At 58.2% G+C, this 13,929-nt stretch carries 15 protein-coding genes and 5 pseudogenes; 6 read left to right on the top strand and 14 right to left on the bottom strand.

The annotated features are described in order from the left end of the window. Positions 1-221: 221 nt before the first annotated feature. The 6 genes and pseudogenes from ACS4RS_RS33095 to ACS4RS_RS33070 form a co-directional block, all read right to left on the bottom strand. On the bottom strand, positions 222-1,091 hold the full coding sequence (locus ACS4RS_RS33095) for a DUF1236 domain-containing protein (protein ID WP_439013769.1): 870 nt from the start codon (positions 1,089-1,091) through the stop codon (positions 222-224). Between the two features lie 100 nt (positions 1,092-1,191). Then, a complete protein-coding gene (locus ACS4RS_RS33090; RefSeq protein WP_439013770.1) occupies positions 1,192-1,587 on the bottom strand; it encodes a DUF1236 domain-containing protein in 396 nt (131 codons plus the stop codon). A 130-nt stretch (positions 1,588-1,717) separates the two neighbouring features. Next, entirely contained in the window at positions 1,718-1,990 is a 273-nt protein-coding gene (locus tag ACS4RS_RS33085) for a BON domain-containing protein (protein ID WP_439013771.1), read from the bottom strand. A 354-nt stretch (positions 1,991-2,344) separates the two neighbouring features. After that, positions 2,345-2,593, bottom strand: a complete 249-nt coding sequence (locus ACS4RS_RS33080; RefSeq protein WP_439013772.1) for a LuxR C-terminal-related transcriptional regulator — start codon at positions 2,591-2,593, stop codon at positions 2,345-2,347. A gap of 288 nt (positions 2,594-2,881) precedes the next feature. Beyond that, a pseudogene (locus ACS4RS_RS33075) lies at positions 2,882-2,977 on the bottom strand (IS5/IS1182 family transposase); the annotation flags it as partial. A gap of 74 nt (positions 2,978-3,051) precedes the next feature. Then, positions 3,052-3,290 (bottom strand): annotated as a pseudogene (locus ACS4RS_RS33070) (hypothetical protein). Between the two features lie 230 nt (positions 3,291-3,520). Here ACS4RS_RS33070 and ACS4RS_RS33065 point away from each other — a divergent pair. The 4 genes and pseudogenes from ACS4RS_RS33065 (at position 3,521) to ACS4RS_RS33050 (ending at position 5,760) form a co-directional block, all read left to right on the top strand. Beyond that, positions 3,521-3,700 carry a hypothetical protein gene (locus ACS4RS_RS33065; RefSeq protein ID WP_439013773.1) on the top strand — a complete coding sequence of 60 codons (180 nt, stop codon included), beginning with the start codon at positions 3,521-3,523 and terminating at the stop codon, positions 3,698-3,700. Positions 3,701-4,214: 514 nt separating this feature from the next. Next, positions 4,215-4,415, top strand: a complete 201-nt coding sequence (locus tag ACS4RS_RS33060; protein WP_017992679.1) for a hypothetical protein — start codon at positions 4,215-4,217, stop codon at positions 4,413-4,415. Between the two features lie 252 nt (positions 4,416-4,667). Next, positions 4,668-4,907: a cold shock domain-containing protein gene (locus ACS4RS_RS33055; RefSeq protein WP_439013774.1), complete on the top strand. Its 240-nt coding sequence runs from the start codon at positions 4,668-4,670 to the stop codon at positions 4,905-4,907. A 611-nt stretch (positions 4,908-5,518) separates the two neighbouring features. After that, positions 5,519-5,760: pseudogene (locus ACS4RS_RS33050) on the top strand (DUF982 domain-containing protein). A gap of 431 nt (positions 5,761-6,191) precedes the next feature. Here the strand turns inward: ACS4RS_RS33050 and ACS4RS_RS33045 are convergent. The 3 genes and pseudogenes from ACS4RS_RS33045 to ACS4RS_RS33035 all read right to left on the bottom strand — a co-directional run bounded on the left by ACS4RS_RS33045 (position 6,192) and on the right by ACS4RS_RS33035 (position 8,583). Next, positions 6,192-6,590, bottom strand: coding sequence for a low affinity iron permease family protein (locus ACS4RS_RS33045; RefSeq protein WP_439013775.1), 399 nt, complete (start codon positions 6,588-6,590; stop codon positions 6,192-6,194). Positions 6,591-6,640: 50 nt separating this feature from the next. Then, positions 6,641-7,215, bottom strand: a pseudogene (locus ACS4RS_RS33040) (cysteine hydrolase). Positions 7,216-7,626: 411 nt separating this feature from the next. After that, positions 7,627-8,583: an SDR family oxidoreductase gene (locus tag ACS4RS_RS33035; RefSeq protein ID WP_439013809.1), complete on the bottom strand. Its 957-nt coding sequence runs from the start codon at positions 8,581-8,583 to the stop codon at positions 7,627-7,629. Positions 8,584-8,727: 144 nt separating this feature from the next. On the opposite strand from ACS4RS_RS33035, the gene ACS4RS_RS33030 reads away from it, so the two are divergent. Beyond that, positions 8,728-8,934, top strand: a complete 207-nt coding sequence (locus ACS4RS_RS33030; protein WP_439013776.1) for a hypothetical protein — start codon at positions 8,728-8,730, stop codon at positions 8,932-8,934. Positions 8,935-9,228: 294 nt separating this feature from the next. On the opposite strand, the gene ACS4RS_RS33025 is transcribed toward ACS4RS_RS33030, so the two are convergent. Further along, positions 9,229-9,477, bottom strand: a complete 249-nt coding sequence (locus ACS4RS_RS33025) for a hypothetical protein (protein ID WP_439013777.1) — start codon at positions 9,475-9,477, stop codon at positions 9,229-9,231. Positions 9,478-9,694: 217 nt separating this feature from the next. Between ACS4RS_RS33025 and ACS4RS_RS33020 the strand changes: the two genes are divergently transcribed. Further along, the gene (locus ACS4RS_RS33020; RefSeq protein ID WP_439013778.1) at positions 9,695-9,934 is read left to right on the top strand and encodes a DUF6894 family protein; all 240 of its coding nucleotides are present in this window, start codon (positions 9,695-9,697) and stop codon (positions 9,932-9,934) included. Between the two features lies 1 nt (position 9,935). On the opposite strand, the gene ACS4RS_RS33015 is transcribed toward ACS4RS_RS33020, so the two are convergent. The 4 genes and pseudogenes from ACS4RS_RS33015 to ACS4RS_RS33000 form a co-directional block, all read right to left on the bottom strand. Beyond that, positions 9,936-10,658, bottom strand: coding sequence for a Crp/Fnr family transcriptional regulator (locus ACS4RS_RS33015; RefSeq protein ID WP_449314154.1), 723 nt, complete (start codon positions 10,656-10,658; stop codon positions 9,936-9,938). Positions 10,659-11,430: 772 nt separating this feature from the next. Then, positions 11,431-11,570 (bottom strand): annotated as a pseudogene (locus ACS4RS_RS33010) (Fic family protein); the annotation flags it as partial. Between the two features lie 146 nt (positions 11,571-11,716). After that, complete coding sequence (locus ACS4RS_RS33005) at positions 11,717-12,037, bottom strand: hypothetical protein (protein ID WP_439013810.1); 321 nt, start codon at positions 12,035-12,037, stop codon at positions 11,717-11,719. A gap of 665 nt (positions 12,038-12,702) precedes the next feature. After that, complete coding sequence (locus tag ACS4RS_RS33000) at positions 12,703-13,899, bottom strand: IS256 family transposase (RefSeq protein WP_128409364.1); 1,197 nt, start codon at positions 13,897-13,899, stop codon at positions 12,703-12,705. Positions 13,900-13,929: the final 30 nt, after the last annotated feature.

The raw sequence follows: 13,929 nt of genomic DNA, 5'->3' as shown, positions 1-13,929 counted from the left end.
GCATGATGAGGCGCAATCAAGAGTCAGCCGAACTCACGGTAACCCAGACCCATGCCAATGCCCGATGGCTTGATGACAGTATCAGACCGCCGATAGCCGCGACCATGGCAATCAGGATGACGACATCGGGAAAAGCGATGCCGGACGGTTTCTCGTCATGGTAGATTATTGGTTCCTCCTGCGGTCCTGGCGGCGCGCAAGGCGCCGCCAGGACATCCGCGTTAAGCCTCGATGATGTAGACGATCGTCAGCGCATCGGGATCGACGATGACGATCCGACCATCCGCGAGGATGAAGAAGCGGTAGCCTTCATACTGCGGAACGATCTTGATGATGCGCGGCGGCAGTGGTTCAAGACGAACCTTCTTCGGGATCGTCGTTCCGACGGAGACCGTGAAGTTTACTTCCTTCACAGGCTCGACGTGGACTTCCTGTACGACTGTGCGAATTTCGGTCTGCTGTTCAACGGAAATGTTGACGTTGGTCTTGGTGTTGGATGTCTGATTTTTCGTTGTAGCGTTGTTGTTGACGTTGGTTTCGGAAGAGCTTTTGTTGGTCGTCGACGAATTCTGATCGGTCGACTGTTTGGATGCGTCGCCGCTCTGCGTGGTCGTGGTGTCCGAACCCTGCGCGGGCTTTGCATTTTGCGTGCTGCTCTTCGCGCCTGAGGTGGCCGAGCCGCTGCCATCCGTGGTGCCGGACTTCTGTTCGGTCGTGGTGCCACCGCTGGCGTCTTGCGATCCGGGTTTAGTTTCTGTCGAAGACTTGCCGGAGGCGCTCCCGCTCGTCGAAGAATTATCGTTCGAGGGCTGCTCGGCGCTCTTTTTCAAGTCCGGACCCTGGCCGGATTCCTGCTGCGATGACTGGCCCTTGCCTCGCGGGCAGGCTCCCGAAGCATCGGGGGTACAGTCGGTGCCGGTTCCGGCGGCGCTGGAGCCGGACTGCGAGCCGGCATCCGTGCCCTTCTGAGAGCCGGATTGGGCCTGGCCACTGCTCTTGGTGTCCTGCTGGGCTGCGATAGGCGGTGTCGCAAGTGGCGACACGCTCAGTGACAACGCTGCGGCGAGCATGGCGAGATGGTTGCTTTTCATGATCAATCTCCGAGGTTTCGGGCACGCGATGCCGCGACGCATTCTCATGCGACGCCTCTGTGCCCTCACTGTTTGAAAGGACGGCTGGGCCGCCCGTCGGTCATTGGAAGACCTGGATGACCTTCCGCGAAGAAGGTTCGACGATCACACGCTGATCGTTGACGATCGCGTATGCATACTTCGGGTCATCGGGGATCGGCGTGACGACCACGGTCTCGGGTAGCGGCTGTCCGACGACGATCTTCTCCTTCACCACGACGCGTTCGGTCGGGGCCGGAGCCTGTTGAACATAGGTCACCACCTTCTGCGGCGGCGGATCGATGACACTGCCTGCCACGCCGCCGACGATACCGCCGACAGCAGCACCGACCGGGCCGCCGACGACTGCACCCGTCGCGGCACCACCTGCTGCGCCCGTAACCGTCGATGATTGCGCAAACGCAGAGGTCGATGCCAACAGGATGCCTGCGGCGATTCCTACTACTTTGATATTCATCTGTTTTCCTCCTTGGATGCGGTTGGTTCCGCTGGGAGGCCAAACCGTCAAATACAGGACCGGTTCCGGATCTGGGACTTCATGCCGGGATGCATCGGACCTTAGTCCCAGCCCGTATGAAGACCGCTGACTATTGCCTGAGAAAACGGCTCAGCATCCGGTCCTGGACGTTCTCCTCGCCGACGATCATCGCAGCAAGCGAGATGGCTTTGTCGCGGTCCGCCCCGTTTGTTATATAGCCTTCGAGCAGGACCACGGGGCCGAGCATCCTGATCTCGATGGCACTGCTGTCAATGTCGGGATCGGCGGAAAGAGCTGCTGATATCGTTGCGATGGTCGAGGCCGCACTATGGCCTTCCGAACATCGCTCTTCGTGATTGTAGTTATCGGGGCCGAACTTCATATTTTCCTCCTGTCCCGCCCCTCCACGGACCTTCACGTTACCTCGAACCTAATATGTGCAGTGCGCCCGATAGGTGCCAGCCGGACCTAAGTCCGGCTTTTTCTCCGCATAATCCGGCCTAGTTTCTCCTGATCCTTGTTAAAAGGACGTCAGGGAGGTTTTAGCGATGTTGCTGAGCTCCAGTCAGAACCTCCCTGACGAATCGTCAACTTATCGACCGATCTCGGGCGCCCGAGCGCCGCGACGGATGCCGAAGGCGAGTTGGAGGAGACGGATAGGAACGCAAATAGTCGGCGACCTCTCGTCCTTGGCGATCAGCCCGTGCGCCTCACCGCCGTCGCGACTCTGTATCCGCTAGGCGCCCTGTCGCCACCTGATTGCTGCTTCCGTTCGATCGCTTGCGCCAAGCTTGAACAGTATTTCGGTCATGTGATGCGTGATCGTTTTCTCATGCAGGTTGAGGCAGCGCCCGATATTCTTTGTGGGAAAGATCCGTCGGCTACCGGTTCTATCACCTCGAGCTCGCGGGGAGGTAGTAACGTCCGTTCGACGAAGAGCCCTTTTTCGACCATCTTGGCGCGCATGGACGGCGAGACGAACCACCGGCCTCCAGCCACCGTTCGAACGGCTGCCTGTGCCCCTCCCTCACTGCGAGTCCGGCTGACTAAGCTCAGCATGACGGCAATGTTAGATCACGATTATCGTCCTGGAATGGATGGAGAAGAACGCATATCTGCCGGGTGCACGACCTCGACGGAGGCGTCGATCTCGGGTAAGTGCGTAGCATATGTCAGGTATAGGGACTGGCCGTTACTCGCCCAAGCGGCCCATGGATCCCATGGATCACGGCCCGGCTTTTCTTGGGCATTAGCCATCTCGTCGCTGACATCCTCCCGCAAGACGGGACGTGCGCTCGTCACCAATGATGTGATGCGATATCCGCTCCCACTGCTCGTCCCGAAGGATCAGACGATCCAAAACACCCATGACTGCCTCCAAAAGACAGTCTTGAATCTGATTTGCTCAGCCTTGGAAACCCAAGAGTCCACACCTCCTAAGCCTTAGTGGACAGCTTCCGATGTCGGCGCGTTGATCCGAGTGGCAGACAGCCTGACATACGTCCCGATCAGCACCGTGGCAATTTCGTCGATAGTCCGATAGCCGTCTCTGTAGAGATTGAGTGCCGCGTTGCAAAGGGCGTCCAACGCATATTGTCAGGCGTGATCTCGTAGAATTCGAACCAGCGCCGGACGGCCTCGGAAACCACCGCGACCACCGGCTCGACGTCTCGTCCAGCCATGTGGATCTCCTTGTTCAGCGATGAGAGCTAGGACCGCGCCGAAAACCTTCAACCACCATCGCAGACACGGCGACGGCCTTGGTGCAGGGCCGCACCCGGCGAAGAATCCGAATACAGGCGTGGAATGGCATCTGCAACAGCGTCGCTGAGCAAGCGACGAGAGCTTGGCACGTCCGAGTGAACCTATCGAATCGTTCTGCGTTTATCGGTGGGCCAACAGGAGATCCGCTATGTCTAAACGAGAACTTATCGATACCGGAACCGACAAGCGCTACCTCCGCCGCGACGACGAAGGCCGTTTCAAGGAGTCGGTCGACGTCAGCCGATCGCTCTCTGCGGACAGCCGCCACAAGGCGAAGACTGACGCCAAGCAAGGCGAGGGCGACAAGGGCGACCATCACGCAAGGTAACACTGAAGCCACGGCGATGACGACAACGATCCGCGACCTTCCAATCAATCAATGGAAGGCGGTTCTTGAAAAACTGACCACTCCGCTTGCGAGCATGCCCGCTGGGCGGCGGCCAGAGGGAACGAAGCACTGGAGATTGGTCACCCGTCGGAAGCGCCCTGCAGTCCGTCGCAGCCGCAGAGAACGAGGTCGCGTTTGCCGAAGACGTCGCGGCAGTGGCGGTGACCCTCAATATGCCGGCGTACCAGCAGTTCGAGGGAGGTTAGTCCCGTCCTCTTGCCATTCCTGTGAAGTCGCCCATCCAACTGCTTCTCGACCCCGCTTTGCCAATTCGTCCAGGGCAATGGCACTGCCCAAACAACAGGCGATGTCTTTTATGGGGGATGATCCGTTCGCTTCTTTTGGGTGTTAATGCCATCGAAAGAGACTTCGATCCCACATGGTCTTGCATTGTGAGTGCTTGAATAGGTGTGATTCCGCCCTACTCTCGATCCGGAGGAAAAGTGAGGGCACCATGATCCGTTTCCAAATAGCCGAAGCACAAACCGTGTTGAGCGACGAAGAAGTCGCCCTCTGCCAGAGGGTATATGATCATGTCATCTCGGTGCGACAACCCCAAACAGACGCCGAACGGGAGGACATGGCCAGCCGGATAATCCAGTCGTTCCAACATGGGGTCAAAGACGAGGATGCTTTGGTGAGATTGCTGATCTGACGCTCCGGTTCAAAAGGCAACCCCTTTGGAACGTTTCCGCGCTGGCGCGTTAAAAGTGCGGACGGGATAGGTCCTCCATTCGCGACCTCTTTACCGTCCGAGAGCAGCATCGCCGCCTCATCAGATCGTTGGAGAACCGCCGGTCGGCGATCATGAGCGCGAACGAGGCCATAGCATCTCCCCTGCCCATTGAATGGTGAGCGCTGGCGCTGTAGCTTCCGCTTCACAGGGCGAAAGACACGGGAGGCTCTCATGCCGACAGGTACGGTTAAATTTTTTAACGACGACAAGGGCTTCGGCTTCATAACGCCTGAGAACGGCGGAGAGGACGTATTCGTTCACGTATCTGCCTTGCAACGCGGCGGTTCGCTCCGTCAAGGCGATAAAGTCAGCTTCGAGGTGGGACAGGACCGCAAGACCGGGAAGTCGAAGGCTGAGAACGGTCGTTTGATCGACCGCCGTATGTTTCCCAGGCTGTCCAGGCCTAACTAGGACTCGCATCACGATGTCGTCGTAGGCAGACGCGACGGCGCCGAAGATCTGCGAATTTACGCAGATGTTCCGTTGCAAAGAGCGCGGGCGTGGCACCACGTTCAGGGAAATGGCTCCGTGCGCCGGGTCGACTTTCTATTACGAACCCATAAACCGCCAATGAGAGCAACCATGGCGAAACAATACCACCCGAAAATTAACCCCAGGACCCATAGTTGGTCGCCGCCACGAAGCGCGAAGATCGCTGTGGCCAGGGCAATGTGAGCAAGGACAAAGCTAATCGCAATGAACAGCACCCAGCGCAACCCTCGTTGGTAATTCGATCGTACGCAAAACAACCGCCATTTCCAAGATGGGTCCGCCCCCCGTTTGAAAGCTGGTAAATGCCTTATTATGAATAAGGGTCCGGTAAATGGTCGACGGGCGTTGCCCAACAATGATCAGGCCACCGCAGCTCAGGGCGCTCCGGCATGAGGTCGTAGAGCGCCCTTTCCTTTACATGCGGCAGCCCTGCGTCAACGCAGCCATCATACAGTCTTCAATTCCAGATTCTAGAATACCGCCTTTGTTACGGTGGGATGCGATATCCGTACCTTGAGGGATGGAGGGCGATGTGCTGGAATAATACATCGTCGGCGTTCACGCCGGTTGCCCTTGCCCTGCGCGGTCCGGTGGCAACGCGCAAGATGGTGCGCACACTCGGCGACGCAGCGCATATCCTGATCAAGGACTGGCCATGCGATGACGGAGAGGATATGTCGTCGCCGTAAAAGCCTGCGTCGATGCAATTAGCGGGCAGATAGCCCCGGAGCAATCTCGCCAATCAGCATGGGGACTATCCAAACCGCTCTAAATGTGAAAGTTTTGCCTTTTCAGGAGTGGCGCCACCAAGGAGACTTTCGAGCCCGGTTTCGGAGGCGGGCGACGCGGCTTCGTGAACCGAGAGTTGCGCCAAGCGCGACCTGGGGACACGGCTTCCAAAGTCCATGCGCGGTGACAAGTCCAGGTCGATGGCATCGAAGTCCAACTTCTCAGATGGCCTTCGAGCCAAGAGATGTTCCTGGCCCGCTCCGGCGAATTCTGCAATTCTCCCATTGGCTGTCTCGCCACCTGAAGGTGCGCGTCGATGTCTGCCACACCCAGCCGAAGAGGAGTACTCTTGCGCGATCGCACCTTCTGATCTCGAAAATCAGCAATGACGGCTTCGCGCTGTTCTGCGCCATTCGGAGCCTCATCGAAATCAGGTTTTTCATCGGGCAATGGTACGCTCGCACCTGGAGACGGTCAGGCCGGTGTCTGTTTGCTTTCCGCTTTTTCGTCGGCGACGTCCTCGACATGCTCCGCCTTTTCGGCGAGTGCCTTGCTCATCTTGCGCAACTCCTCCTCATCGAGCTTCTCGATCCCGACGAATTTATTCTGTGCCTGAGACGTGAGGATGAGCTCGTCAAGCTTCGTCTGCAGGGCCTTGCCATCGCGGTTCTGTGAGTTCTGGAGAACGAAAACCATCAGGAATGTGATGATAGTCGTGCTCGTGTTGATCACGAGCTGCCAAGTCTCGGAATAACCGACGAAGGGCCCGAACACCCATCCGATCACGAGCGTGACGGCGACAACGAAGGTTCCCGGCTTGACCGAGAGGTCGGCGATATAGGTAGAGAACCTTGAAAAAACTTGGACATACATTCCTCCGCGCCGCTGGCAGAACGCGGCAGGGTACCGGTTCCGCAGCCGCATTAGAGCGAACTGAGGAACTCTTCCGTGGTGATAAGATCGAGCTGCACGGAAAATCTGTCGCCCAACACTTCAAGTGATGCGTCGTGCGTCTCGTCGGCGCCGCTGCACACGGCATCGCGCAGCACCATCACGCGATATCCCAGATCGATCGCGCCCATCGCCGCGGCGAGAAGCAGACGTCGGTCTCTCCCCCGGTGAGGACGATTGCATCGACTCCGTCCCTTGAAAGGATTTGGTGAAGTTCGCCGCTTATCCAAGGCGAGTATGTCAGCTTGTCGAATACGCGTGCCGGCGGGATAAGATGCGTCAGCGTTGGCACGATGTCGAGCAAACGCGGATCGAGTTGCTCGCGCGTCATTGTCCGCCATTTCTCGTAGTAGGCCCGCCACATCCCCGGCATCTGTTCCGGCTTTTCCGGTGTGATGAAGCGAGTGAACATCGTCCGCTGGGCATACCGACTGGCTATCTCCTCGATCTGAGGCGAAACTTCCCGCATCCATGGAACGTGCCAGGGCGTGTCCTCCGCGAACACCCGCTGCATATCGATACAGAGATGAATCCAATTCTCGTTCATCGACTTCCTTCCGCTTCGATTTCAACTAAGTGCGCATGGAGTGGTTCCTAAGGGCGACAACGAAGACTCTCGACGACCTTTTCGTTGCGCCGGTCTGATCTCCTCGGCCCAGGCGGTCGAACAGCGCGAAGTCGCCCGCTACGGCACGTCATTGGCTGGGGCGGCCAGCTCAACGGTCCTCGGCGAACGCTGCCGGAGAGGCTCCTCGCAGGAAGCAACTGGACATTGCCGAGCATCTCGTCTAGCGGCTCGCCGGGTCGAGACATTGAACACTCAAACCGGTTCGCGAAATCAGGCTGTTTCTCGAAGAGATCGTCGAGCAGCCGCCCACCACCACCACTCGCCGGAAGATAATGGTCGCCTGTCCGACACCTTCGTGGTCTAGCAGTTGGCAATCGTATGAGGGCATCCTCAGTAGCCACCCACGATCGGAAGAACTTCGCCCGTGATGTAGCTGGACATGTGCGGTGACGCCAGGAACACATATGCAGGCGCGATCTCTTCGGGCTGGGCGGCGCGCTTCATCGGCGTTTGACCGCCGAACCTCTCGATATCGTTCGCTTTCTTGTCCGAAGGGTTGAGTGGCGTCCAGACCGGACCGGGGGCGACTGCGTTGACGCGAATGCCTTTGGGGACCAATTGACCGGAGAGCGCTTTTGTAAAGGCGTGGATTCCGCCCTTCGTCATGGAGTAGTCCAGCAGTTCCTTCGAACCTTCGAGGCCAGTCACGGATCCTGTATTGATGATGGCAGAGCCGTTCTTCAGATGCGGAATCGCCGCCTTGGCCATGAAGAAATAACCGTAGAGATTCGTCTTCAGCGTCTCGTCGAAATGCTCGTCGGTCAGGTCTTCGATCTCCGCCGTGTGCACCTGGAACGCGGCGTTGTTGACCAGAATGTCGAGCTTGGAATACTGTTTCACCGTCTTTTCAACTGCCGTCCGGCAAAAGCCTGCATCCTTGACATCGCCGCGAATGATAAGGCATTTCCGGCCCTCCTTTTCGACGGCGGCCTTGGTGATATTGGCGTCCTCGCTTTCATCGAGATGTACGATTGCGACGTCGGCGCCTTCGCGGGCGAACAGGATGGCAACGGAACGACCAATGCCGGAATCACCTCCAGTAATCAGAGCGACCTTGTCCTTCAGCTTTTCGGAGCCTTTGTAGAATGGCGCGTCATACATCGGCGCAAGGGGCAATTCGGCCTCAGATCCCGGCTTGTCTCGGTGCACCTTCGGAAAGGGCGGTTCCGGATAGCGGCGAGCGCCCGCCTGCATTGCTCCGGACGGCTCCGGCTTTTGCTTCTTGTCGGCCTTCTCGACCTGTTTTTGGATCTCGCGTTGTTTCGATGCGGTGGCTTCGGATGACATCTTACTCTCCCGTCGATTGTGGAGGTACAACGTCTGTCGACAGAAAAAGTTTGAACGGAGTACAAAGCACTCTGGGCCCGGTGCCCCGAGAGGATGGAACTTCAAGTCGGCTTCCGACTTCTTCCTCCACGCAGGAGGACGGCCATGCCAGATCCAAAGGAACCCCCAGGCCGCTCGGGCAAAGGTGACGGTTCAGGCGCCATGACCGATCTGACTGCCGATGAGGTTACCGAAAACGCCGTCCTTTCCAACCGCGATAAGGCGCGTCATTCGAAGGAGCGCGGACTGGACAGCAAGCGCGTCGAAACTGAGCAGCTTCGAGATCACGGCGCCAACCGTGATTCAGCCTGATCGTCGAATTGCTCGAGTGCACTTCGCCTTCCAACCGCGGGTCGCCAAAAACGAAACGGACATGGGTAGAGTACTGAACGAGGTCGATGACAAGGGTGAGGGCGCGGCGGCCTTCGTTGCCTATCGATCTCACAGTGGTTCTCTGTACACCACCGCCGAACCGCGGCGGTGACGAGTTTGATGTCTTGATCGGACAATGAAATGAGGGAATTGAAGCAGTTAGGTGCTCTCCAATATCCGATAGGAGCGCCTTTTCACCCTCTGGAGTCACACCAGGAAAGGAGACCTATATCGCTAGTGATGAGACGTGGACGATGGCGCGTTGACGCCCAGTGAGTGAAGGCTATCAAACTTCATGATCAGCAGCGTGACCAGTTCCTCGCGCGTCCTGTGTCCTTGATTATAGAGGTCGACCGCCGCGCTGCAAAGCAGCTGTGTTGATTGTTCCGTTGGCGTGGCGTGATTATGCCGGTACCAGGTCCGAACAGCATCCGAAAGCACGTTCACGTCTTCCATCTGGAGTGAGAGATTGAAGTCCGTCATATCATCCTCCTTGAGCGTCGCAACAGCTCACCCGGATCGCGATAAGAACCGTAGTGCATCAATCTCCCAAGGCCAACCATCAGTGCGATTGCGCACAATTGTCGGCGATGACATGGCACCGTGGCGAACGCATTACCGATGCTGTTGCTTTGAGCGCGACGGAAAGGCAAAATGCACAGGCTATCCTGCCGGCCATGCCGGCTTTGAAGGATTTCGAATGCCACGCTTCTACTTCAACATACTGTCTGAAGCAGGATCGCTCGACGACTGGGAAGGAACCGAGCTTGCTGATCTGGACGCCGCCCGCGTTGAAGCGGTGCGTGATGCGCGCGCGTTGATGAGCAGTGCCGTGCTGCTCGGACATGACATTGCGTCAAGAAGCGTCGAGGTCAGAAACGAAACGGGCGATATCCTGCTCGTGTTGCCGTTTTCGGAAGCGGTGAAGCGAGTGGGCTGATCTATCCGGCGCGGAGCGGACCCAGCAACTTTTCATATTCGCGCTCCGGCACTCCATAGCAGCCACCGGCGATTTCGATCAATTTTTCTCTGTCCACTATTCGCACGTTCCCGCGGGTCGATCGGATCGCGTGGACGCCCTCAAGGACGTGTAGTTCGTTGGTGACGCCAGAACGCCGGACACCGAGCATCAATGCCAGAAATTCATGGGTAATCGCCAGGTTGTTGCCTTCAAGGCGGTCGTGACACATCAGGATCCATCGAGCCAGCCGTTCATGCATGTTGTAGCGGGCGTTCGCCAGCGCCGAATGGGCGAGCTGCAGCACGGTCGTGTGAACATAACGAAGGAAGAAATCCTTCATCTCGGGATCATCGGCGAGCGCGCGCTGGAACGTCTCCATCGGGACCATGATTCCCGACCCCGCGACTTGCATGAACGTGCGCGTGGGGGTGGTCTCCACCGCCAGGACAACGTGCATGCCGGATGCGCCTTCGCGCCCGATGTGGCCAATTTCCACCACCTCTTCGTCGATGCTGCTGACAACCATGGATCCCAAGCCCCTTTCCAGGAAGCAGACATGCGTGGTTGGGACGTCGCTGGCAACAAGAACGTGCCGTAGTGGAAGGTCGACACGCTCCATCTCCCCGGAGAGGCGTGCGAAGCCGTCTACGCTCAACAATTTCAGTAGAGTGTTCTCGACGGTCGATTGGTCGAAGTGGGGCATAGCAGCTCCGCGTGGGGAGCTTGGATGTCAAACCAAACGCCTGTGGGTGTGGTGAAAGCTACGGGACGGCCAAAGATTTGGTTATAGGTCCCGGGAAAGTGTGCGTTTATGACAAAACCGCACATAAGCCACTGAAGTTGTTGAGGATCAGCGACGACAGACCGGCAACGATGTTCGGTACCGGCCAAGAGACCTTAGCACATTTTGCCTCGGCATGCGCGCTCATTGCGAACGGGCGAGCGGTTGGCAATATAAATATCTGTCTTTTGTGGATCGTAGCTGTAAGTCGCAATCAATCTCGCCAGCCAAGCAGGCGGCAATGCGCTTCGGCGGTTAGGACGGCCGCCTTTCGGTCAGCATAGGGACCTGGCAGATAGACCGTGACTCCGCGGAAACTTACGATCACCGCTTTTGTCACGCTATCGAAGACGATAGCCATATCCCGCTCGTAAGCCATTTGTTTTCCAGACGACGCTTACTCCATCGAGATGGGCTTTTATTCGAATGAAACAAGGAGCCGACAGCAATCCTTAAGGCGTAGGGCGCTTTTCACGGCTTGTGAGCGAAGCGGCTGAAATGACTGGTGCGACTGGCGTCCCTGAATCGCACAGGAACCTTTCTGAATATCTATCGTTTGACGACAAGGATCGCACAGGTGCCCCCTCTTGTGACGGGGCCGTACGCCAACCCTTCCTTCCTGTGCGATCCGTCCGTTCCCAATTGCCCCGTTTCGGCGGGGCTTCTTTTTGATCCGCGGCGCGCAAAGCGAAAGCAAGAAGCGTTCCAGCGCGTCCAGATAGGCGTTCATGTGATTGACGGCGGCGGCACGAAAAGTGCGTTGCCAGGTCGCGTCTCGATCCATTTCTGTGACCGCCAGTGTTCACCGGGATTTTTTGTGCCGCCGCGCCCACTCGAGGGATCAACATGGATTCCTGCGGTTCATGGCGCAGGAGGTCGTGCCCGCATATCCGATAACCACATCATCCGCGTGAAGCGGCGGCGGGGGATTCCATGGGCCATGCCCCGCCGCCCTTCTTCTCGTCGAGAGGACTGTCAGCTTACTGGGCGCACGCTTGACCCTGAGGGGTCGCGTCGCTCAGACCGCCCTGGGTCTGGACCGAGCCCGACGCGGTGGAGCTTGCGGGATCACTACCGCCGCTGCAACCGCCTGGCATGGTCGAACCCGTTGATCCGTTCATCGTGCTGCCGGTTGAGGTTGGATCGGAAGCCATAGGCTGCATTGTCTGGACATTAGCACCACCATCGGTACCGACGGCATTGGGTTCCATCGTGGTTCCAGCTCCTGTGCTGGACTGGGCAAAAGCGCTCGTGGCCATACCAGCCGCAAGCAGAGACGCGCAGATGAGCTTGGTATTCATTTTCTTATTTCCTTCGTAGTTTACGTTGCGGCCCCCGAACATCAAGATCACTCTTCTGTTCCCAATTATCTGAGGCCGAGGTATCGATTGCGGGCACCAAGCCGACACGCGACCGAAAGCGGACGACCGCGTTGACCTGTCGCGTCCGCGGTCGACTTGCTCGCAGAGCCTAGAACGCTGGTCAGATGGCGATGGGACGCAAGCGCCAGAGGGTGACCCAAGCAGGCGCATTTGAACGACGGGATCACCCACGATCCGAGACGAATTTGACGCCACCACGTTTCCGATGGTTGGTTTTTCATGCAATCGAGAGCACGCGTCTGGCCGGGCGAGCCCTCGCCCAAGAGCTTCCCGCCTGAAAACCATGATGCACGGCGCATGCTGTCGGCAACCTTTGCTGCTGAGACAAGGGGCCGTTTGGCCTCAAAAGATGGCCGCTGAACGTTTGAGATGGAATCGCTCCGATAGCATCCGATCCGCATTGCGCCTTGCGGAAGTCGTTCCACTTCCGCTAGCGTATGACGGCTCATCCGACTTCGGCGAGCAGGTGTCGGAAGCGTCCTCTATTGCGCGGATGACGTACTGCTCGATTTAGGAGCAGATCGTGTCCCAGGACGTGGTGTAGCTTAGACGACCACGGCTCATCCCAGAGGGGCGGATGAGTGTCAGCCTGCTGCTGGCAGGCTGATAAGTGGATCATCGCTCATTGTGGCGATTGTCTCAAGGGTCATGTAGCGGGATCGCTGGACGGCCCATTCATCATTCTGTTCGAGCAGCAGTGCACCGACGAGGCGCACGATGGCGTCGTCGTTGGGGAAGATGCCGACGACCTCTGTGCGGCGCTTGATCTCGCCGTTCAATCTCTCGATCGGGTTGGTCGAGTGAAGTTTGGCCCAATGCTGCTTGGGAAAGGTCATGTAGGCAAGCACGTCCTGCTCGGCGCTGTCCATGAGACTGGCGAGCTTCGGTACCTTTGGTCTGATCTGGTCGGCGACGCTGCGCCACTGAGTGCTTGCCGCTTCCGACGTGTCCTGAGCGAAGGCCGTGGCGATGAAGGCGGAGACGACGCGCCGTCCGCTCTTTCCGGCATGGGCCAAGGCATTGCGCATGAAGTGGACACGGCAGCGCTGCCAGGTGGCGCAGAGCACTTTCGATACGGCTGCCTTGATACCCTCATGGGCATCGGAGACGACGAGCTTTACGCCGCGCAAACCCCGCCTGGTCAGCTTGCGCAGGAATTCCGTCCAGATCGCCTCGGCCTCGGACGTGCCGATCTCCATGCCGAGCACCTCGCGCCGGCCGTCGGTGTTGACGCCCACCGCGATGATGACGGCGACAGAGACGATGCGCCCGCCGCGACGAACCTTGAGGTAGGTCGCATCGATCCACAGATAGGGCCATTCACCTTCGATTGGCCTGTCGAGGAAGACCTTCACCTTCTCATCGATCTCCTCGCACAGCCGGGATACCTGGCTTTTGGAGATACCGCTCATGCCCATGGCCTTGACGAGGTCATCGACAGATCGGGTCGAAACGCCCTGGATATAGGCCTCTTGGATGACCGCCGTCAGGGCCTTCTCGGCCATCCTGCGTGGTTCGAGGAAGCTCGGGAAATAGCTGCCTGTGCGAAGCTTGGGAATGCGCAGCTCGACGGTGCCCGCCCGTGTCTCCCAATCCCGGTCGCGATAGCCGTTACGCTGGGCCAGTCGGAAGCCATTCTTCTCGCCATAGTCCGCGCCGGTCTTCGTGCCGACCTCCAGCGCCATCAGCTTCTCGGCAGCAAAGCCGATCATCTCGCGCAGCAAATCGGCATCAGCGCTCTTCTCAACGAGTGAGCGCAGGTTCATCATGTCGTCGGTCATCGGTGGTGTCCTTCAGGTTGGCTCTAAGCA

The sequence above is a fragment of the Rhizobium sp. F40D2 genome, from assembly GCF_051810745.2.
GTDB lineage: Bacteria > Pseudomonadota > Alphaproteobacteria > Rhizobiales > Rhizobiaceae > Rhizobium.
Note: the sequence above shows the minus strand (reverse complement) of the source record. Positions and strands in the feature narration are given on the sequence as shown.

Coding starts and splice junctions, on each gene's coding strand:
- ACS4RS_RS33095 (WP_439013769.1), bottom strand. CDS start 1,091: ATGAAAAGCAACCATCTCGCCATGCTCGCCGCAGCGTTGTCACTGAGC.
- ACS4RS_RS33090 (WP_439013770.1), bottom strand. CDS start 1,587: ATGAATATCAAAGTAGTAGGAATCGCCGCAGGCATCCTGTTGGCATCG.
- ACS4RS_RS33085 (WP_439013771.1), bottom strand. CDS start 1,990: ATGAAGTTCGGCCCCGATAACTACAATCACGAAGAGCGATGTTCGGAA.
- ACS4RS_RS33065 (WP_439013773.1), top strand. CDS start 3,521: ATGTCTAAACGAGAACTTATCGATACCGGAACCGACAAGCGCTACCTC.
- ACS4RS_RS33060 (WP_017992679.1), top strand. CDS start 4,215: ATGATCCGTTTCCAAATAGCCGAAGCACAAACCGTGTTGAGCGACGAA.
- ACS4RS_RS33055 (WP_439013774.1), top strand. CDS start 4,668: ATGCCGACAGGTACGGTTAAATTTTTTAACGACGACAAGGGCTTCGGC.
- ACS4RS_RS33045 (WP_439013775.1), bottom strand. CDS start 6,590: ATGTATGTCCAAGTTTTTTCAAGGTTCTCTACCTATATCGCCGACCTC.
- ACS4RS_RS33035 (WP_439013809.1), bottom strand. CDS start 8,583: ATGTCATCCGAAGCCACCGCATCGAAACAACGCGAGATCCAAAAACAG.
- ACS4RS_RS33030 (WP_439013776.1), top strand. CDS start 8,728: ATGCCAGATCCAAAGGAACCCCCAGGCCGCTCGGGCAAAGGTGACGGT.
- ACS4RS_RS33025 (WP_439013777.1), bottom strand. CDS start 9,477: ATGACGGACTTCAATCTCTCACTCCAGATGGAAGACGTGAACGTGCTT.
- ACS4RS_RS33020 (WP_439013778.1), top strand. CDS start 9,695: ATGCCACGCTTCTACTTCAACATACTGTCTGAAGCAGGATCGCTCGAC.
- ACS4RS_RS33015 (WP_449314154.1), bottom strand. CDS start 10,658: ATGCCCCACTTCGACCAATCGACCGTCGAGAACACTCTACTGAAATTG.
- ACS4RS_RS33005 (WP_439013810.1), bottom strand. CDS start 12,037: ATGAATACCAAGCTCATCTGCGCGTCTCTGCTTGCGGCTGGTATGGCC.
- ACS4RS_RS33000 (WP_128409364.1), bottom strand. CDS start 13,899: ATGACCGACGACATGATGAACCTGCGCTCACTCGTTGAGAAGAGCGCT.